This is a genomic window from Roseivivax sp. THAF30 (assembly GCF_009363575.1).
Taxonomy (GTDB): Bacteria; Pseudomonadota; Alphaproteobacteria; order Rhodobacterales; family Rhodobacteraceae; genus Roseivivax; species Roseivivax halotolerans.
The window spans coordinates 1501607-1521526 of record NZ_CP045389.1 but is presented as its reverse complement, the minus strand read 5'-3'; the positions used below and the strand labels follow the sequence as shown (position 1 = coordinate 1521526).

Here is a 19920-nt window from a genome sequence, read left to right as displayed (position 1 = left end):
GATGGGCGAGACAATCTTCACCCGGAACCGCTCCGTTCCGATCTTTATCGGAGCGCTGGCACTGCTGGCCCTCGGCGTCACGATCCTGTCGGAAGCCTACGGCACCGGCGCGCTGTCGGTGTCCTTCACCAAGGTTCTGGGCATGACGCTTTGCCTTTGCCTCGCGGCCCTGGCGATGGACCTGGTCTGGGGCTATTGCGGGATCCTGAGCCTTGGGCATTTCGCCTTCTTTGGCCTCGGCGGATACGTGATCGGCATGTGGCTGATGACGGCGCGAACCGAAGCCGTGATCCGCGCCAACCTCGAAGGCCGGCCCCTCCCCCCGACCGAAGCCGAGGTCAGCGAGGCGACCGCGCTACAGATCTTCTCGGTCGTGGGCGCGGAGGATTGGCCATGGATGTGGGCCGCCTCGGACAACCTCGCTTTGAGCCTTCTCCTCATCCTCGTCGTGCCCGGCGCGCTGGCTTTAGTCTTCGGCTGGCTCGCCTTCCGCAGCCGCGTCACGGGCGTGTATCTTTCGATCCTGACCCAGGCGATGACCCTCGCCCTGTCGCTCTACCTCTTCCAGAACGACACGGGGCTGCGAGGCAATAACGGCCTCTCGGGTCTGCAGAACATCCCGGGCGCTGAAGGCATCGGGCAGGACCGCATCTCGATCTGGTTCTTTTGGGCCTCTGCCTTGGCGCTCGGCCTCGCCTATCTCGGCGCGGCCTGGCTCGTCTCCGGCAAATTCGGCAACATCGTCAGAGGCGTGCGCGACGATGAGCTCCGTGTGCGGTTCCTAGGCTACCCGGTCGAGGTATATAAACTTGTGGTGTTCATCCTGTCCGCCATGATCTGCGGCGTCGCGGGCGCGCTTTATTACCCGCAGGCCGGTATCATCAATCCCGACGAGATCGCGCCTATCGCCTCGATCTACCTGGCCGTCTGGGTCGCCATTGGCGGACGCGGGCGGCTTTACGGGGCTGTCCTTGGCGCGGCGCTAGTCTCGCTCCTATCGACCTATTTCACCAGCGGGCGCGCCCCGGACGTAGAGCTCGGCTTCTACCGCATAGAATGGGTCGACTGGTGGCCGGTACTTCTAGGCCTCGGCTTCGTGCTCGTCACGCTCTTCGCGCCCAAAGGTCTCGCGGGTCTCGTCGATTTCGTCGTGCGAAAGGACCGGACATGAGCACGCTTCTCGAGGTCAACGGCGTCTTCGTCTCCTTCGACGGGTTCCGCGCGATCAACAATCTCAGCTTTGCCATCGGCCTGCCCGAACTTCGCGCCGTGATCGGGCCGAACGGCGCGGGCAAGACCACCTTCATGGACATCGTGACCGGCAAGACGAAGCCTGATGAAGGCAGCGTCCGGTGGGCCGAGAGCGCACAATCGCTCCTCTCGATGACCGAGGCGCAAATCGCCCGCGCCGGGATCGGCCGCAAGTTCCAGCGCCCTACGGTTTTCGAAGATCAGACCGTCTGGGACAACCTGCGCGTCGCTTTAAGCAAACCCCGCGGGCCTTTCGCTGCCATGTTCGACCGGGTCACGCCGGAGGACCGCGAGCGGATCGACGAGATCGCAGGCGAGATCGGTTTGTCCGGTCATCTAAGCCGCATGGCCGGCATCCTGAGCCACGGGCAGAAGCAATGGCTCGAGATCGGGATGCTCCTGGCACAGGATCCGAAGCTCCTGCTCGTGGATGAGCCCGCCGCTGGCATGACCACGGAAGAACGCAACCATACCGCCGATCTCCTTAGGCGCCTCGCGAAAAGCCACGCGGTCGTGGTGGTGGAACACGATATGGATTTCGTCCGCCGCCTCGATTGCCGTGTGACGGTCCTGCATGAAGGCTCCGTTTTGTCAGAAGGCTCGCTCGACCATGTGATGGCGGATGAGCGCGTGATCGAAGTCTATCTGGGGCGCTGAGATGCTGGAGACGAAAGATCTCACCCTGCATTACGGCGGCAGCCAGATCCTGAACGGCGTGGATCTCGAGGCCCGAAAAGGCGAAGTCACCTGCGTGATGGGCACGAACGGGGTCGGGAAAACCTCTCTCATGAAGGCAATCTCCGGCACGCATGCCCGCTCGGGCGGTAGCATAGCTTTCGACGGCGAGTCCCTACCCGCTCTGCCCGCGCACCGGCTCGCGCAGATGGGCATCGCCTACGTGCCTCAAGGGCGGATGATTTTTCCCCTTTTGACGGTGCGCGAGAACCTCGAGACAGGTTTCGCCTGCCTGCCGAAATCCGAACGTGCCGTGCCCGACCGCATCTACGAGCTCTTCCCGGTCCTGAAAGAGATGGAAAACCGCCGCGGCGGCGACCTCTCTGGCGGGCAGCAGCAGCAACTCGCGATCGGTCGCGCCCTCATCAGCCGTCCGCGCGTATTGCTTATGGACGAGCCGACCGAAGGCATCCAGCCGAATATTATCCAGCTCATCGGCAAGGTGATCCAGCAGCTCCGCGAGGAAGGCGAAATGGCGATCGTGCTGGTGGAGCAGTATTTCGACTTCGCGTTTGACCTTGCAGACCGGTTCTACGTGCTGAGCCGGGGATCAGTTGTTCTGGCCAAGGAGAAGCGGGATACACATCGGGACGAGGTGCAGAAGGCGTTCGATCTGAATAGTTAGGCCGTGCCCGGACGCGGAGGCAAACGCCCCGTCGGCGTCATCGAGCAAGAGCAACGCATAGCTATCGATGGGGTTTTTGCTTGGTTCAACCCAATCCGTAAAAAGACTATTCCCATAAATTGATCTGTCGGACGCACAATGTGCGGCTTGAAGCCCCTTGCACCTAGCGCTGAGCGATCAATTGCCGCACTTCTGGAATTTTGCAGCAGGCCTTGCACCACGCGCGAATAAGTGTACTGCCCTGAAGCTTAGATCGCTGACGACTAAATGTGAGCCGAGACACGCAACGCGCCCTGCTTGTATGGGCGTTGTTTCGGCAAGACACCGCTCAAAAGCGCGTCAACGTCGGCGCGCAAACCCGGATTTCCCCACTAGTCGAGTTGCTACGGAGAGACTGTAGCGCTAAGCGTTCACACATGAACGGCATTCTCCACTCGGATTCGTCTGGCGAGCTCCGGTGCGGTAGCCGTGGAGCGATCTCTGCATGACCAAAGTGCTAGACGAGGACACACGCTTTCGCGTGATGCGCGCTCTGGAAGAAAACCCGCACATATCCCAACGTGAGCTGTCAGCTTCGGTCGGCGTAAGCTTGGGTCTTGTAAATTACTGTCTGCGCGGGCTGGCCGAAAAAGGTCAGATCAAGATCCACAACTTCAAAGCCGCAGACCGCAAACTCCGATACGCTTACGTACTGACGCCAAAGGGCATCGCGGCAAAGGCCGCGATGACGCGTAGCTTCTTGGAACGCCGAATTGTGGAGTTTGAGGCTTTGCAGGCAGAAATTCATCAGTTGAGGCTAGAGAATCAGAGACAGCCGCTCGGCAAGCTCGAACTCAAAACGCATAGCAATACAACGGCCCGATAACTTCCGTTACCAGGGTTCAAGCGTATGCAAATTTGTACTATTGGACGTTTACTCAAAACGCTGATACCGTTTTCGGAACGATATATGCGATATTGCTCGTTTGAGATACTGTTTTGAAACGGTGCTTCGGCACTGCGAAGAATAGATCCCTTACGTTTTATTAGGATCTACGGGGCTTGGAGCGTGACCTGAGGCTATGAACGCCCGGTGGAGCTATTTAATGTTCCAGCCTTTAAGCCACGTCAAGCATGCGCGACACCTTCAAAAATCGAGTGATCTATTCTCGGCAAAGCTGGAACCTTAGCTCAGATGTTCCCGTAAATGACTTCACGGAGACTTGTCTACCAATGAATATTAAGTCAAAACTCCATTCAATGTCTTACCTCATGCGCAGTCGCCCTCTGCCGCAAGAATTACCGATCGTGATCCAGTTCCCCGTAAACGATATTTGCAACTCAAGATGCCAAATGTGCCGCATTTGGGAAAATAAGAAATCTGCCGATATCGAGCCAGAGCGTCTGCGCGAGGGATTACGCAATCCGCTTTTCCGTAAGGTCCAAACCGTTGGAATAAACGGCGGCGAGCCAACGCTACGCAAGGATCTCGGAAAGCTTACTGAGGTGCTTTTCGAGGAGTTGCCGAGCCTTCGGGGGGTCTCCCTGATCTCTAATTCTTACAAGTACCAAGAAGTGATTGCGCGCATTACGGAAGTCGGCGAGGTAGCCAAGCGACATGGCGGTCGGCAGACTTTCATGGTTTCCCTCGATGGCTATGGTGAGGTACATGACCGTGTGCGCGGCCGCCCTGGCAACTTCAAGCGGGCGCAGAACGTAATAGATTTTGCGATCGCGTCTCCGCTCGTCGACAATCTACGTTTTGGCTGCACTGTGATTCGCGAAAACGTATATCATCTCGATGACCTCCTTGATTATGCAAAAGAGAAGGGTGTTCATATCAAGTATCGCCTCGGTATTCCGCATCAGCGGCTCTACACCAAAGATCTGCGTGAGCCCTATGCGTTGACAGAGGCCGAAACTTATCATTTCGCTGAATTTCTCGAGGGAATGATCCGGAATTACGAGACAGACCCGGGGCAAAACTTCTTCTACCGCTCCTTGATTGACCAAATGGTGCACGACGTGCCGCGCCAGGCGGGGTGCAACTGGCAACATCGGGGCGCTACTATAACCTCTAAGGGCGAGCTCCTATACTGTGCTGTCGAAAGCAAGGTTCTTGGTGACATCACCAAGAATGACAGTGAAGCCATTTACTTCGGCAACGCCGATCACTTGCGCGAAATCCAGGAAAACAAGTGCGACAGCTGCAACCACGACTACACCGGCATCCCGCCGCGCCAAGTATATCAGCGCCAGCAACTTGAGCGTCTTCTCGCCCGGAAGCCGCTAGCTCGGCTGATCCAGCGCGGCTATCACGACACCGGCATTAGCACGCTGCGACAGCGCCGCAAGTTCGATGCTCGCCTTCAGAAGATGCGCAGAATGATCCCCCGCGCCCCGTCCGGTTTTCCTACGTCGACAGCCGGTGCGGTGCAGGATAAGGCGAACACAGGGCGCATCATCGCCGGCGCGCGACCGCGCGTGATGATCTGCGGCTGGTACGGCACTGAAACCCTCGGCGACAAAGCGATACTCGGCGGCATCCAGGTGGCGCTAGAGGCTGCTTGGGGACCCGTCGATCTCACCATTGTGTCGCTCCACCCCTACGTCACCCGGATGACCAGGGCGCAAATGCCCGAACTCGAAGGATCCGAGATCGTCAAGCCCGAGCAGGCAATCGCTTGCGCCGGCGACATGGATCTAGTGGCCTTTGGTGGCGGCCCGCTGATGGCGCTGCCGCAGTTGGCTGAAATGGAGGCAATCTTCGAGGCTGCCGCCCGCGCCGGTGTGCAGCGAATGGTGGCAGGCTGCGGCGTCGGCCCACTCGGCGATCCTTATTACAACGCCTCCATCATGCGCCTGCTGAGGGCGGCGACGCACCGAATATACCGTGACGAGAGATCCCGCAATCTAGCAAGCGAGATGGGCATCGACACCTCGACCGACACGGTTGCTGAAGATCCTGCATTCACCTGGCTTGCAGAGGTGCGCGGCGCGCTGCCGCCGGCACCAGAGGCGCGGCTTTCCGACCGTTTGGTCAATCCACCGATCCCGTTCCGCCCTCGCGGCGCATCCATGGAAACCGATGAGGCCGATGCCGAGGACGGAACCCCTGACGCTGCAGCGATCCCCGCGCCGGGATCTGGGCGCACTCTGCTTTTGGGTTTGCGCGACTTTCCTTGGCAGAGCTACGCACGCCACCTCAGTCAGGCCGAGAGTATGACCGCGCGAGACCGCTATGAGACGGCGGTCGTCGGGGCACTCGAGTTTCTGGTGGCGGCGCATCCCGATCTCACCATCCGGCCGCTGCCGATGTGCACGAACCATTTCGGCAACGACGATCGTTGGTTTTACCGGCGGCTGTTCGAAGGAAATAATTTTCTGCAGCAGCGGATCGACGTGTCGCTTCTAGGCTCCGAGCTCGCGCCGGTAGACTACGTTGCGGCGTTTCAGGCGGCCGACGTAGCGCTAACCATGCGCTTCCATTCACTTGTCTTTGCGCTGGGTCTTGAGGTGCCAACCGTGGCCATCGACTATACGCTAGGCCGCGGGAAAGTGCAGGCCCTCGCTGACCGGTTCGGCGTCGCCGCGCCGAATCTCGCGACCTTGACTCGCGAGGCTCTGGTTGAGGGCATCGAGACCGCGCTCGCCACACCGCGGCGTCCAGCGAAGGGCTTTGAGCCAATCTTCGCGCGTGCTGTCGCGGCGACCGTAGGCCCCCGCCCTGCGCGCAAAGCGCGCAAGATTTTAGCCTCCTGATGCGCGTCCTGCATGTCAACTCGACGGACATTTCTGGCGGCGCCGCGCGAGCCGCCTTCCGCGTAATGGAGGCGCAGCGCGAAGCTGGCCTCGACGCCGGGATGGCGGTTAACGATGCTCAGTCCGGAGATTGGACCGTCACCTCGCCGGACACGCTGCGCGAGCGTATTGCGGTCCAGGTAAGGCGTGGCCTAGTACAGCGCGCCACCGACTGGCTCAGTAAGCCCGGCACGGGCATGGCCTCCATGGCCCTGATGCGAACACGTTGGCCCGAACGCTTTGCATCGCTCGGTGCAGAGGTAGTCAACCTGCACTGGATTAACAACGAGATGCTGTCAGTGCGAGACATCGCTCGAGTTTCTGTACCAATGGTCTGGACGCTGCATGACATGTGGGCCTTCTGCGGTTCAGAGCATTACACTCAGAGCGACCGCTGGCGCGTTGGTTACACCCCTTCCAGCCGACCTCTGGAGGCGCGCGGTCTCGACCTCGACCGCTGGGTTTGGCGGCGCAAGCAGCGCGCGTGGCGGAGCCCGATCCACATCGTCACGCCTAGCCGCTGGCTGGCCGATTGCGTCCGGCAAAGCGCACTCATGAGCAGCTGGCCGGTTCAGGTGATTCCCAACCCAATCGACACCGCGATCTGGCAGCCGGTTGATCAGCGTCTTGCGCGTCGTCTGCTCGGTCTGCCCGAGACAGAGCCGCTACTGCTTTTTGGCGCAATGAGCGGCACCCGCGATCCGCGCAAGGGCTATGATCTGCTTCGCGCAGCATTAGATAAGTTGCGGGGGCGAATTGAGGGGCTACAGCTCGTGGTATTCGGCGAACGACGGCCGCGCGAGGTGCCTGATATGGGCTTTCCGGTGCATTATATGGGCCGGCTCGCGGACGACCAGACACTCAAGCTGCTCTATAGTGCAGCAGATGTGATGGTGATCCCCTCGCGGATGGACAACCTGCCCAATACCGGCGTCGAGGCACAGGTCTGCGGCACGCCCGTGGCCGCGTTCGCCGTCGGCGGGCTGCCGGATATCGTGGAGCCGGGCCGTTCGGGCTATCTCGCTCGGCCCTTCGAGGCGAGCGATCTCGCAGAGGGCATTCTGTGGCTCCTCGGAGACCCGGAGCGCTGCGCCAAGATGCGATTTGAGACGGCCGAGCGCGCAGCTCGGATTCACGATCCCGCCCGCGTGGCGCGTGCCTATGCCGCGCTATACGACGAACTGATCGAAGCCCGGGGACCAGTTTCGTGTCGGGATGACACGGACGGTCCGGCGGCCCCCGGAACTCCCTGATGGTCGCTGGCTTCAGCCTCATAAGGCTCGGCGGGGCGAGCTTCGCAGTGAAGGTTGCCGGTGTAACGTTTGGATTGCTAAGCGGTGTGGCTCTTGCACGCCTTTTGGGAGCCGAGCAATACGGAATTTATGCGTTTGTCATCTCGGTGACGACAGTCTTGGCAGTGCCGGCGCAGATGGGCCTTCCTATCCTGGTGATCCGAGAGACAGCGAGCGCTTTGGCTAACGACAAGCCTGGGCGCATGGTCGCAATCTGGCAGTGGGCGCAGCGAGTTGTTCTCATTCTTTCGGCTGCCTTGACTGGCATATTCGTCGCGGTACTAGTGTGGCAAGGTAGAGTGCGATGGACCAATCCAGTTTCGGATCAAGTCTCAAGTCAGTTTTCGTTCGAGGGCGTGAGAGATGCTTCGGCCGCCGGGGCCGCCCCCTTTATATTCGCGCTGCCGCTGATTACGCTCGTGGCGCTAGGAATGATTCGAGGTGCGGCCCTCCGCGGGCTCGGCCACGTGATCGTAGGACAATTACCCGAGCAGTTGCTGCGCCCTTTATTTCTGGCCGTGGCCGTGGCGGTTTACTGGGTGCTCACGGGCCCGGCTACTAGCACAACGGCCCAGACGGCGCTTATATTGAACGTTACGGCGGCAGTACTTGCGTTTCTCGTTGGTGCCACGATTCTACAGCGTGTGCGTCCGTTCGGCGTACTCCCCGAACAACTAGGAATGGTGGAGCAAGGTTTCCTACTCAAGTCTACAATGATTTTCGGACTCACCACAGGAATGCAAGCAATTATCTCGAACACCGATATCGTAATGCTAGGCTTTCTAAGTGAGAGCACAGATGTCGGTCATTACCGAATCGCGGGCACCGGCGCGGGCCTGGTTGTCTTCGGACTTGTCAGCGTGAACGCTGTGATCATGCCTCGTGTCGTGAGCCTCGTGAACACTGGCGAGCGAGAGGCACTCCAAGAACTTGTGCGCCAAAGTATCCGGCTGCAACTCGGCGCCGCGCTTGCCGTCGGCGCGGTGCTCGTGGTCTTCGGTCGCCAAATGATCATCCTGTTTTACGGGGTCGAGTTCGCGCCCGCTTACCAGTATTTAGTTATCCTTGTGGTAGCTAACTTGCTGATTGCTTACTTTGGACCTGTCGATTTGCTGCTAAACTTAAGTGGCTTTGAGCGCGACACACTGGCTGGTATTGCCACTGGTGCGTTGAGCAATATTGCTCTCAACTTCACCCTAATCCCACTATACGGACCGCTTGGTGCAGCCGTTGCTACCGGGACTAGCATCCTTGTGTATAGGGGAATCCTGTGCTGGCGAACCTACATTAGGCTAGGCATCTTCACCGCGCCACTGCCGCATGGGCGCTGGCGATGACCTGACCTGACCTGACCCTAACGACAGAATATCTTACCTTTGTGTGCAGCAAACTCGTCAATAATTGCTCCGGAGAGGGTTCCCACCTTTCCCTACGCCTTTGCAAGCCAATGTGGCCTAGATTGTCGATTCTTTAAAACCATTCAAGAATAGAAAGCTGAGGTGTTCGCGGATCTTGCACTTGAAGTGAAGAATTTTTTAACTTCGTGTAACATGCGCGACATCGATCCCGATATTCGCATCGGAGTTTAACTTAGGTCCAGATCTTAAGCTGTACCGCCTCCTCGCCTCATCAAGAATCATCGTGTCTTAACCCTTGCTACAAAATCGTGAGTGATTTGGTGTCCCACCCGATGGAAGTGCACAACCGCCGCTACGGTGGCCGCGGTGGGTTTGGCTGTATAAGAAGCTTGTCTCATGGGTTTCTACGCGATAAACACTCTTGTGTTGCCACGTTATTCCGCCATGTCAAAGGATGGCAGATCAATCCACGGCATGGCGGCATATTGTATTTGCTGTGTTACGAGGCATTGGGAACGACCCATTCGCCGATATTAGGCCGATTTGTGACTATCGCAGTTCTGAATCAGCGCCGCAGAAGATCAGCTCTGCTACGGGGATAACCTTCGCCTCGACGATGAAAATAAGATAGTCGTTTTTAATCAGAAATAACTCGAGACACCCGCCAGACTGCATCCAGGGCGACTCACTCAGCGTGAGCGACGCCAACTATACTACATCCTAGAAACATAATATCCCAAACAAACATGCACAGGAGGCGACATGTCAAGAAATACTTCAAAACGGCCGGCGACTTTTTAGCATAGTCGCTTTTCATGCATCTCTAGCTACGGGCGAATTTCTATATTTTGGCGTTTCATCACCAAAACAAACGAGCAGACAATCCGGCAGCCTCCACAAAAGGTGATTCAATGAGGGCGGTCCCTTCCCGGCACTTCCGATGTCTTAAGCTGGAAGATGTTATGCTAAAACATATCAGGCTCGTTTATCATTTTGCGGAATTGCCTATAAGCGAGTTTTTGTAATGGGTAGGGTACCCGATTTCCTTGTTATAGGCGCACAGAAAGCAGCTTCGACATATTTGCAGTTCTGCTTATCTGATCATCCGGATATATGGATGCCGCATGGAGAAACCCCCTATTTCGAGGATCCGGATTACAGAACGCTTGGGCCAGACTACCTGAGTAGACAGTTGGCTGATCGCCCTGAACGTATTTTAGGATTAAAGCGGCCGCAATGGATTGGCCGCGCCGAGGTGCCCGCCCGCATTTGTCGCGACCTACCCAAAGCGAGACTGATCGCAGTTCTTCGAAATCCTGTCGAGCGCGCTGTTTCTGCGTACTATCACTACATGCGTGGTGGGTTCCTTCCCATTATGGACCCAGAAATAGGATTGGCTAGACTCCTTGATGAAGACACCGAATACAGTACGTCTTGGCCCCGAGCTTGGGAAATTTTAGAATTTGGATTATACCATAAGCATCTCAGCAAATACGGGCCATTCTTCGAGCGTGGCCAAGTTCAAGTGTGCTTGCAAGAAGATGTAATTTCAGAACCACTAAATACGGCGCGTACAATGTACGAGTTCTTGGGTGTGGACAAAAACTTTACTCCAACACGCATGAACAAAAGGCCACAAGCCGTCGTGTATGATCTGCGACGCCTAGGCTATTTGCAAAAGATTGACAAGCTGGCGGTGCTCAAAAACAGTGACAATACTCGCTCTTTGGGCTACCGCAACGAACCCGCGCGTATCGGCTATCGAGTGTGGCGAGCCGTTGATGAGTCATTGCTCGAATGGTTGCTTCCAAGTCATAAACCAAGCCTATCGGCGCAGCTGTTGAAGCGGCTCGCAGAATTCTATGAACAAGACGTACTGGCCCTTGAGCCTGCTATTGGGCGCAACCTTTCTAGGTGGCGAATATACTGAAGACCCCTACCCTATCCGCCTAACACTTTTATCTGCTAGAGCGTTCGCGAAACCTCGTTACTCCCAGAAAGTCAGAATAGACGGTGCAAGATCACTTAGGATTCTGGCCGTTGCCTAAGCAATACGCCTTTGCCGACCTCCGCAATGTAATGAAGAAGCGGCAGAAGGGTCGAGAGAGATTCATCATTGAGGTCGAAGTGTTAATGATGCTGACACGCATTTCCCGTGGTGACGTTGCTCCGCGTGTATTTCATATAATAACTTTACACGCTGCCCCCTGTGATAGAAGAAGATATGTTCTACGATAGCGACGCTATGCACCGTTTCGCTGGCATCGCGCTCGGCCACGATGGGACCCCGGTTGAGACTAAGATCCCCAACAGCCATGGCCGCCAGATTATCAACAGCTTACCTAGGAGCTGTTTGCGAGGGAAATAAACACAGACAACCAAGGCAGTATGCTTCGCTCGGGGATCTGGTGGTGGGCGCCACAATAATTGATGCGCCGCATTCGACGAAGAAGAAGGATCAATGCACGCGATCCCTAGATTTCATCGACGAAGAAAATCAATAAACATTTTTTTATCATCAAGGCACTTATGTGGCGATTTCGGCAACGGTATCGTGCAAGGCCTAGAGACCATCAGTGTTAAGACCCAAGCAAGGCCGGCGATGGATGGCCTTTTGCACGACGCGAAGACGCCAGTGTGAGCAGCTAAGCTTTGTAGCCGCGCCGCGCGGGACGAGGTTTTCTCTGGCACCCAAAGAAATTTGGCCCGCCCTATGGAAGGTACCTGAGGGCGGTGCGCTACATCGTGTCCGGTAAGGTATCAATGTTATCATCGGCATAGTTTGACGCCAGGTTGAGCACCTTTCATGCAGATCAAACGTCAGTTCAGGTGTCTCACAACCCGCTAACGCGCGCGGCTGTTTACGCGGCTCGCCCTCAAGAACCTGTTCCTCGTCGGATAGAGGTTGCTGTCATGATCCGGACCTTAGTTCCGACTCAAATCCCTGCGAGACAAGCAGGGCAAGAGACCCAAATTCGCCACCTTGATTGGCCAGAATGCGATTGTACGATCGATCGTGGAAGGCAATCGGTCAAACAGAAGTAATAGTTCATACGCGGGCGACGATCATTAATCGTAACACTATTAGCAAGAGATACCAATGAAAATATCAATTGTGATGCCAACATTTAACTCAGAACGATTCATTGCTGAGGCAATCGAGAGCATTCAGCGCCAAACCTATGCAAACTGGGAGCTGATTATCTCGGACGGTGGCTCCACTGATCGCACTCTTGATATAGTGAAGTCGATGGAAGTGCCGAATTTGACAATCGACTCACGACCAGACAGCGGAGTCCCGGACGCTTTGAACCGAGGTTTCAACAGAGCAACAGGTGCGATATATTGTTGGCTGAATAGCGACGACGTCTACCTCGACAGAAGTTTATTCACTAAGGTTGTCGATGAATTTAAAATTGGCGCGAAGGCAGCGGTCGCGCATATGGCTGTGCTTGATGAGCAAGGAGCTGTAGATCGAATATTATTTGCTTATATATCAAAGTTAGGGCCTGAGAGAACGAACGCAAATGTATTTACAGGATCATTATTTTTTTCCTCAAGTACGTTTCAAGAATTTGGCGGATTCTCAGGACGCTATAAGTATTCATTTGAATCTGAGATTTACCGATATATTTTGGAAAAAGAAGAGGTGTCTGTATTAAACATGATCGGCGCCGGCTTTAGACGCCATGGAGGAGGCTTGAGCGAAGTTTATTCAAAAGATTTGTCGAAAGAGCGTGACGAAATATTCAAGGACAAAGAAAAAATTGGACGCGCTACCAGGGCTTTTTTTCGTGTAGTCGCACATGTTTCTCAGCGCAATCTGCATCTTGTAGTTCACAACAAGATTCGCCCTGTAAAAGACAGGCCAAATTGGCGGCTTTTTTCAGATGATTGACCCGAAATACAATCAGAAACTTTCATTCAATATTGTTGGCTTTCAACCGTCAACGTAATTACACTACAACCAAAACAATGGTCGGATTAAGCTTCAGAACAAGAGCCTTTAAGTTCCAACCAGCAAAGCAATGTGCTAGAGAAATTATACAAAAATAATAAATACACTCAACTTAAATTCTTGTTAAGTTTCGCTCATGGGTATTGGAATTCACTCCCAGAAGCGGCAGAAAAGGATATCTGAAAGTGCCAAGTCATATCACAAGGTCACCGAGTACAGGTTATTATTTCGGTATGACGCGCTTAAGATATGGGTTCAATAGTTCTTTCCGCCTACTCGCTGCATTAATCGTGTATGGAGCAATTTTCTTTGAGGTTATGCTTTATACATTGAGCCTTGAGGGTAATGGCGCAACTTTATGGATTATTCTCGCTGCCCAAACAATCCGAATCCTGCTCTATCCAAGCGTAGGCGCGCTTACAACAATCCTAAGCATTGCATACTTCACGCTCTTTTTGTTTCCCAGTATTGGCTTGATCCTTTATGATGGAATTCTTCCCTTACAGTCAGTAAGCGCATTCATTATTTCATTCGATTTTCTGAGAACTTTTGCAAGGCCGCATTGGAAAAACTCCCACCCCACCCATTTAATTACGACTAGAAGAGCGATATTCCTATTTTTTGCTACGCAAGTCTGGATGATAGCTTCTCCATTTGTTTTGAGTTCGGGACTTATTACTTTGGTAGCCCCCCTTTCCATTTCCGCTATCCTTTTTGAGGTCATGCTTAGGTCAAAGCGTAAAAAAAGCATAATTGTACCGGCCATGTTGTCGTACGGCTTAGTATTTTTTTCATATGCCCTCCTCCATTGGTCAGGATTTGGACGTCTTGTTGTGGGGACGTACTTAATATACGTCTTTGTCGTAGCGATGTATTACTATGACGTAAAATTCAGAGTATGGCTTGTCCCGGCAATCTTACCGTTGGCTTTGTACCTTGCGCAATTATCCCGGTATGGAACAGTTGATAATTTTGCGGTCTTGGTTGGAGGGTCAGCTGGACACCATATGATTGTTACGGAAGACGCAATAAATTATGCAGAAGAGGGCAGGCCTCTCGGGTTATTAGCGTTTTGGGAGCAATTTCAACTATTGTTTTTGGGGTGGTTCCCTAGAATAATTTGGCCGGAAAAACCATCTGGACTGGGCCTGACTTCCGTAGATACACTTTATGGTCGTGCCGGAGTAGCGGCAAACCATTCGATATCTTTGGGTTTCCTTGGTGAGCAATACTTACTTTTGGGCAACTTCGCATATGCAGGGCTGTCTTTGATGTTGGTCACTATTCTATTTCTACGCAGGCTAGTTTCCCTATTTTCGCGTGGCCTTATTGCACCAATTGCTGCATTTGATGTCAGTCTAATCTCTTTTTTTTGGGGGTCCATGAGTACTTTCGGAAACAGAGTTTGGTTTCTCGTTGTTCCAGGCCTATTATTCCTTTTTATCTTGAGACTGCAGCTTGGTAAGGCCAAGAGATCGAGTTAATACTTAATTATTAAATTAAAGCCGATGACCTCTACGCCGTTAACTTTTGTTCTAAAGCTCTCTGCCTCTATTGATCTGCGTTTTTAATGATACAATCTTTTCTTAACGGCACACAACATTTTCGTCGAGCATGCTAAATTTGAGTTTTTAAGCAAGTGTTGTCAACGGAAAGTATTAGAGCGGCTGCCGAAACGAATGATGATCCTGCCAGAAACTCGAGTGCTCCTTCATCGCAATTACGCTGTCGCTTCGGAAAAACAGCAAGCGGTTCGCAAAAATGCCTCAATGGAGAGGTTAAAACATGGCCAAAATTTATCATGTGCAACCTGCCTTGCCGCGCTATCGGCTTGATTTTTTCAAACGCTTAAGTGCGCGTTACGGAACTTCCATGAAAGTGATTTACAGTCCCGGATCACTGGGGGCTTTAACTGAAGCCGTGACAGACCAATGGGCAGTTGCTGCCGGACCGATCCGAAGCCTGCCGTTCGGTATGATGTGGCAATCGGGTGTCGCTTGGATACCAGTGGGACGGGGCGATATTGTGGCACTCTCAGGTAACCCGCGCTATTTAAGCACTCTTTTACTTCTTGTTCGGGCAAAGATGAACCGAGCAGACGTCATCTGGTGGAGCCACTATTGGAGTTCTACCAGCCGTAGATGGCGCCAGATATTACGCCATCTACCAATGGCTTTAGCCGATGCAATACTGTTCTATACAGATGAAGAGGTTGAAGCATTTCAGTCTGACGGTTTCCTTTCAAGCCGCGGGCGTTTTTTGGCTGCGCTAAACAATGGGATCGATATTGAACCGATTCAGAGATTGCGATGCAAATATCACGCGAGGGGTCGTGATAACGCGCTACTTTTTGTTGGACGGCTGACCGAGAAAGCGGGCCTTGATATAGCTTTAGAAGCGATGGCTCTACTGCAGGACAAGGCACCATTGCTCCATGTCATCGGCGACGGCGAGAAACGTGCAGACTTGCAGAGTCGGGCGCGCGATCTGGGTTTAGACCTCCAGATCGTGTGGCATGGTGCCCTGACAGACGAGGTTCGAATCGCTGAGGTTGCGAACCGGTGTCGCGCGTTTTTGTATCCCGGCGAGGTAGGACTCAGTTTGATCCACGCCATGGCCTATACTCTGCCGTCGATTTTACACAATCAGCGACGTTTCCACATGCCAGAGATAGCTGCTTTTCGGGATGGAATAACGGGCTTGAGTTTTGCCCATGACGACGCTGATGCGTTAGCTGCAACAATTAAAGAAATGGTGGCGGATAACGATAGATTGGATAATTTCGCAGAAGCTGCATCAAGAGTTGTTGGGCCGAGCTTTACAACGGAAAATATGGCGGACAGGTTTGCAGTCCTAATTGAGCGCTTAAGGGATACTAAATGAGGATCGTTCATGTGGCATCAGATCTCGTGCGCAGGGCCGCGGGCGTGCGGGAGGTCGTTCTTGGTTTGGCGCAAGCACAATCTGCGATAGGAATGGACGTTGCGGTGTTGGGATTGAACCATCCTGACTGGCCAGCCGAACGGGAGGTTTGGAACGGGATTTCGACGCGCGTAGTGCCGGTTTTTGGTCCACGCCGCCTTGGATATGCGCCTAGCATGACGGCAGCGCTGAATGAAATGGCGCCGGATATAATACACCTGCACGGACTTTGGATGTACCCTGGTTGCAGCGTACTCCAATGGCATCGTGCGACGGGATTTCCTTATGTAATCTCACCCCACGGGATGCTCTCCGATATTGCCCTCTCCTATAGTGTATTAAAAAAGAGATTCGTATCGCTTTGGTTTCAGGATGCAGTATTACATCAAGCAGCTGCCTTACACGCGACCAGTGAAGCCGAAGCAGAAGAAATTTATGCCTATGGTCTGCGTGCCCCCGTTTGCGTAGTTCCAAATGGTATTGCCGAGGTATCGCGTCCAACTGGCGTCGGCGCGGAAGGACGCACAATCTTGTCTTTGGGCCGTATCCACCGAAAAAAAGCGCTAGATCACCTCATTATGGCTTGGCAAACTTTGGAACCAAATTTTCCAGAATGGTCAGTTCTAATCGCGGGACCTGACGAGGGGGGCGAAGTGAGCCGACTTCAAAGTCTGATTGAAGAAACCGGAGTGCAGAGAGTTACGATCCATGGACCGGTGTATGGCGCTGAAAAGAATCGTCTCATGGCGACGGCGGGGCTTTTCGCACTTCCAACGCATAGCGAAAATTTTGCCATCACCGTTGCTGAAAGCCTCATGCTCGAGGTGCCCGTGGTCTCTTCCCAAGGCGCACCTTGGTCGGGCTTGGAAAAAGAGAACTGCGGCCGGTGGGTTCCGATTGGAGCTCCTTACATGTCCGCCGCCCTTCGCGAGATGATGTCTCTGACCGACGCGGAGCGTCGCGACATGGGCGCACGCGGCCGCGCCTGGATGTTGCGCGATTTTTCGTGGCCGTCTGTAGCCGAACAGTTGCAGCATTGTTATATGAACGCATTGGACGCGGGTGGGTAAACTTCATTGCTTTTTCTATCAGTCCAGCGATCGTTTCGGCACGTTCTTTTAAAAGCCTACTGGCTTGGAAAACGGCTTCAATGCTTCAGCGTAAAGACAAAAATTAATTGTGGTCTACCGACTAATCTGGTTTACGTCGATTGATGTCGATTGATTATGCCAATCTTGAAAGCTAACGCTTCAGAGAAAGAACACTTAAATCATGTGTCTGAATGATGTCCACCTCCGACACAAAAACTTCTGAGATCTATTAAGCGCGCATGGCTCGGCACTGTGTGCATCTAGGTCCTGGGCTTGACGAGTAGACGCGTGAGTCGGCCTAGGATCTTACACTCGAGATATTACGGTATGAGGAGCTGTTATGGGTTCAGGCTAGATCTAAAAGCTCACGATATATACTATTTTTTCTGAATACTCCAATTCAGGAGTTGCTGTATAAGCCGGCGTAAGCCGCAAGTTTCGGTTGCGTTCGCACAGCTTTTGATTTTTGGTACCATTGGAATCGTGCGTTAATAGCGCGGGTCGATGTTTGGTAGCCCAGCCTTGGCGACACATCCGACTTGATGGTGATTGGAGGAACCAAGATCTGCGGATAAACGTGAAGAACAACCGGCAGGCACAGAAATGGTCCTTTCGCGAACAGATAGGCAGGATACTCTGGGCTTCAGTGACACTATTCTTTCGTCTGTCACCCCGACCGCTCTGGGGTTGGCGGAGGGCAATGCTTCGGGCGTTTGGTGCACATGTCGGACGCGATGTCCATATTTATCCGACAGTGCGCATTGCCATGCCTTGGAACCTCAGTCTTGGAGAGGGCTGCGCGGTAGGTGACCATGCGATCCTTTACGCCTTGGGTCCAATCAAATTGGGCTCGAGAGCGACAGTATCACAATATGCGCACATCTGCGCGGGAACTCACGATACTATGAGTGCAGATCGCATTTTATTGAAGCCTCCAATTACCATAGGTGCCGATGCATGGATTGCCGCCGACGCATTCGTAGGCCCTGGGGTGACTGTCGGTACCGGTGCAGTGATCGGCGCACGTGCGGTGGTAATGAAAGATGTAGGACAGGGACATGTCGTGGTAGGTAATCCTGCTAAGACAATTAGGAAATTGAATTGACGAATTTTTCGTGTAATATAGTCAATTTCGGTCGAGTAATCATAGATCAAAAAAGCCAATATTAGTATAGTTCATGAGTCGGAAAACACTGATATCGACCTTCTCGGCCTGAGGCTCCGTGCAAACTCCATCACCTAGGATAGATATTTGTGAGCTATGAGGACGGTAAGAAGAAAGAGCGTTTTTGAAAACCAGGCTGCCATGCAGAATTCCATTGTTTCAGCAAAGTTCTGGTGGCAAGCATCTGACAATTCCGTATGACATTGCAGGCCTTGAGACCCAACTCAGTGAAAATCACAGTTGTGATCCTGACGCTTAATGAAGCGTGCCACATCGAACGCGCACTACGGTCGGTTGCGCTCTTCGCGGACAGGTGTTTTGTTATAGATAGCGGATCGACCGATGACACTGCCGAAATCGCCCGAAGGATGGGTGCCGACGTACTCGTGCACCCCTTTGTCACGCAAGCCCAGCAATTCAATTGGGCGCTAGATCAACTGCCTCCTGAGACCGATTGGATCTTCCGACTGGACGCCGACGAGGTAGTCTCGCCCACGCTGGTGCGGTCGCTATCCCAGGTGTTGCCCGGCCTCGGACCGGACGTAGCGGGCGCGAGCGTGCCACGCCGCATGGCCTTCCTCGGCCGTCCGATTCGCTGGGGCGGCATGTTCCCGGCGCGCATCACCCGCGTGCTGCGGCAGGGCCGCGGCCGTTCCGAGGATCGCTGGATGGATGAACACATCTTGCTTGATGGATTGGAAGCGCAGCTGGACGGGGAATTGCTGGACGACAATCTCAAGCCGCTTGGCTGGTGGACCGACAAGCACAACAAGTATGCCAGCCGTGAAGTGGTCGAGATCCTTGATGCCCAGTACGGCTTTCTGGGACGGGATACCCAGAACAAACTGGAGGGTCAGACTGGTCTGAAGCGCTGGATGAAGGAAAAAGTTTATATGCGTCTGCCAGGCGGACTTAGGGCTTTAGCGTATTTCGTCTATCGGTACATCGTCCGGTTGGGGTTTCTCGATGGAAAAGAAGGCGCAGCGTTCCACTTGCTGCAGGGCTTTTGGTACCGATATCTCGTTGATATAAAGCTTTATGAGGTTGAAAGTTATATTAAAGCACATGATGCAGACGTGGTCGACGCCATTCGGGATGTTCTTGGGATCACAATCCCCGTCGAAGAAAAGTAGTATGATTGACTCACCAGCTCTTGCGTTTCGAGAAAATCATTTCTTATGGAGACCATGTTTTTCGCAGCCAAATATCTTGGCTATCGATTTGGCCGGTTAGCAGCTTTTCCTTTCGAAGTGGTGGGGGAGTTGTCATGGGATTTTTCCTCCACCTCCTATTAGAGTTCGGTTGAACATAAGGAAGGAAAGGAAAGTGGACGGGCCTTACAAACGAACCGATCATGGGCATTCTAGCCGAGAACGAGATTGGAGCAGATTGCTCAGAACTGTGCTGATAGTATGGCACGTCGGAACGTCCCCTTTCTAGCGAATGAGACTTTCAGCGGCTGGCAGGCTATATCTCAAGGCGCAATTAGGGCTGATGATATTGTAGTGTTGGCCGCATTGCTCGGAGCCCTGAGCGACAGAGTTTCTCTTGAACTCTTCGGTGAATTTTTTGCTATTCACTGTGTCCTCCTTGTCTCAAAATTAATGAAGGTGGCGGGCACGATACACTTGACTATTCAGTCTGCTCATGCAAATCGGCTATTATGCTAGACTAACGAGACGAATCCAAATTCTGGCCTTTGCGCTAAAGAGCTAAGCTGTATCCTAAAGACCCGATGAGGCA

13 protein-coding genes and 1 pseudogene are annotated in these 19920 nt (G+C 53.7%); all 14 read left to right on the top strand.

All coding sequences use genetic code 11. From position 1 onward, the window contains the following. Position 1: 1 nt before the first annotated feature. Positions 2-1171, top strand: coding sequence for an urea ABC transporter permease subunit UrtC (urtC, locus tag FIU91_RS07355; protein WP_152462009.1), 1170 nt, complete (start codon positions 2-4; stop codon positions 1169-1171). After that, entirely contained in the window at positions 1168-1908 is a 741-nt protein-coding gene (urtD, locus tag FIU91_RS07350) for an urea ABC transporter ATP-binding protein UrtD (RefSeq protein ID WP_152462008.1), read from the top strand. The genes urtC and urtD overlap by 4 nt, the downstream gene beginning before the upstream one ends. 1 nt (position 1909) lies before the next feature. Beyond that, the gene (gene urtE / locus FIU91_RS07345) at positions 1910-2611 is read left to right on the top strand and encodes an urea ABC transporter ATP-binding subunit UrtE (protein ID WP_152462007.1); all 702 of its coding nucleotides are present in this window, start codon (positions 1910-1912) and stop codon (positions 2609-2611) included. A 484-nt stretch (positions 2612-3095) separates the two neighbouring features. Then, the gene (locus tag FIU91_RS07340) at positions 3096-3476 is read left to right on the top strand and encodes a MarR family EPS-associated transcriptional regulator (RefSeq protein ID WP_152462006.1); all 381 of its coding nucleotides are present in this window, start codon (positions 3096-3098) and stop codon (positions 3474-3476) included. Positions 3477-3823: 347 nt separating this feature from the next. After that, positions 3824-6352: a polysaccharide pyruvyl transferase family protein gene (locus tag FIU91_RS07335; RefSeq protein ID WP_172974961.1), complete on the top strand. Its 2529-nt coding sequence runs from the start codon at positions 3824-3826 to the stop codon at positions 6350-6352. Continuing rightward, a complete protein-coding gene (locus tag FIU91_RS07330) occupies positions 6352-7644 on the top strand; it encodes a glycosyltransferase family 4 protein (protein WP_152462004.1) in 1293 nt (430 codons plus the stop codon). The genes FIU91_RS07335 and FIU91_RS07330 overlap by 1 nt, the downstream gene beginning before the upstream one ends. Further along, positions 7644-9020, top strand: coding sequence for a polysaccharide biosynthesis C-terminal domain-containing protein (locus tag FIU91_RS07325; protein ID WP_152462003.1), 1377 nt, complete (start codon positions 7644-7646; stop codon positions 9018-9020). Before FIU91_RS07330 ends, FIU91_RS07325 begins: the two co-directional genes overlap by 1 nt. A gap of 1045 nt (positions 9021-10065) precedes the next feature. Next, positions 10066-10971, top strand: coding sequence for a sulfotransferase (locus FIU91_RS07320; RefSeq protein WP_152462002.1), 906 nt, complete (start codon positions 10066-10068; stop codon positions 10969-10971). Positions 10972-12141: 1170 nt separating this feature from the next. Then, complete coding sequence (locus tag FIU91_RS07315) at positions 12142-12939, top strand: glycosyltransferase (RefSeq protein ID WP_152462001.1); 798 nt, start codon at positions 12142-12144, stop codon at positions 12937-12939. 245 nt (positions 12940-13184) lie between these two features. After that, entirely contained in the window at positions 13185-14483 is a 1299-nt protein-coding gene (locus FIU91_RS07310) for a hypothetical protein (protein ID WP_152462000.1), read from the top strand. Between the two features lie 301 nt (positions 14484-14784). Then, complete coding sequence (locus tag FIU91_RS07305) at positions 14785-15882, top strand: glycosyltransferase family 4 protein (protein ID WP_152461999.1); 1098 nt, start codon at positions 14785-14787, stop codon at positions 15880-15882. Continuing rightward, on the top strand, positions 15879-16991 hold the full coding sequence (locus FIU91_RS07300) for a glycosyltransferase (protein ID WP_152461998.1): 1113 nt from the start codon (positions 15879-15881) through the stop codon (positions 16989-16991). Before FIU91_RS07305 ends, FIU91_RS07300 begins: the two co-directional genes overlap by 4 nt. Positions 16992-17955: 964 nt before the next feature. After that, positions 17956-18108, top strand: a pseudogene (locus FIU91_RS19790) (sugar O-acetyltransferase); the annotation flags it as partial. A 296-nt stretch (positions 18109-18404) separates the two neighbouring features. Next, on the top strand, positions 18405-19310 hold the full coding sequence (locus FIU91_RS07290) for a glycosyltransferase family 2 protein (RefSeq protein ID WP_152461997.1): 906 nt from the start codon (positions 18405-18407) through the stop codon (positions 19308-19310). The last annotated feature ends 610 nt before the right edge of the window (positions 19311-19920 follow it).

Coding starts and splice junctions, on each gene's coding strand:
- urtC (WP_152462009.1), top strand. CDS start 2: ATGGGCGAGACAATCTTCACCCGGAACCGCTCCGTTCCGATCTTTATC.
- urtD (WP_152462008.1), top strand. CDS start 1,168: ATGAGCACGCTTCTCGAGGTCAACGGCGTCTTCGTCTCCTTCGACGGG.
- urtE (WP_152462007.1), top strand. CDS start 1,910: ATGCTGGAGACGAAAGATCTCACCCTGCATTACGGCGGCAGCCAGATC.
- FIU91_RS07340 (WP_152462006.1), top strand. CDS start 3,096: ATGACCAAAGTGCTAGACGAGGACACACGCTTTCGCGTGATGCGCGCT.
- FIU91_RS07335 (WP_172974961.1), top strand. CDS start 3,824: ATGAATATTAAGTCAAAACTCCATTCAATGTCTTACCTCATGCGCAGT.
- FIU91_RS07330 (WP_152462004.1), top strand. CDS start 6,352: ATGCGCGTCCTGCATGTCAACTCGACGGACATTTCTGGCGGCGCCGCG.
- FIU91_RS07325 (WP_152462003.1), top strand. CDS start 7,644: ATGGTCGCTGGCTTCAGCCTCATAAGGCTCGGCGGGGCGAGCTTCGCA.
- FIU91_RS07320 (WP_152462002.1), top strand. CDS start 10,066: ATGGGTAGGGTACCCGATTTCCTTGTTATAGGCGCACAGAAAGCAGCT.
- FIU91_RS07315 (WP_152462001.1), top strand. CDS start 12,142: ATGAAAATATCAATTGTGATGCCAACATTTAACTCAGAACGATTCATT.
- FIU91_RS07305 (WP_152461999.1), top strand. CDS start 14,785: ATGGCCAAAATTTATCATGTGCAACCTGCCTTGCCGCGCTATCGGCTT.
- FIU91_RS07300 (WP_152461998.1), top strand. CDS start 15,879: ATGAGGATCGTTCATGTGGCATCAGATCTCGTGCGCAGGGCCGCGGGC.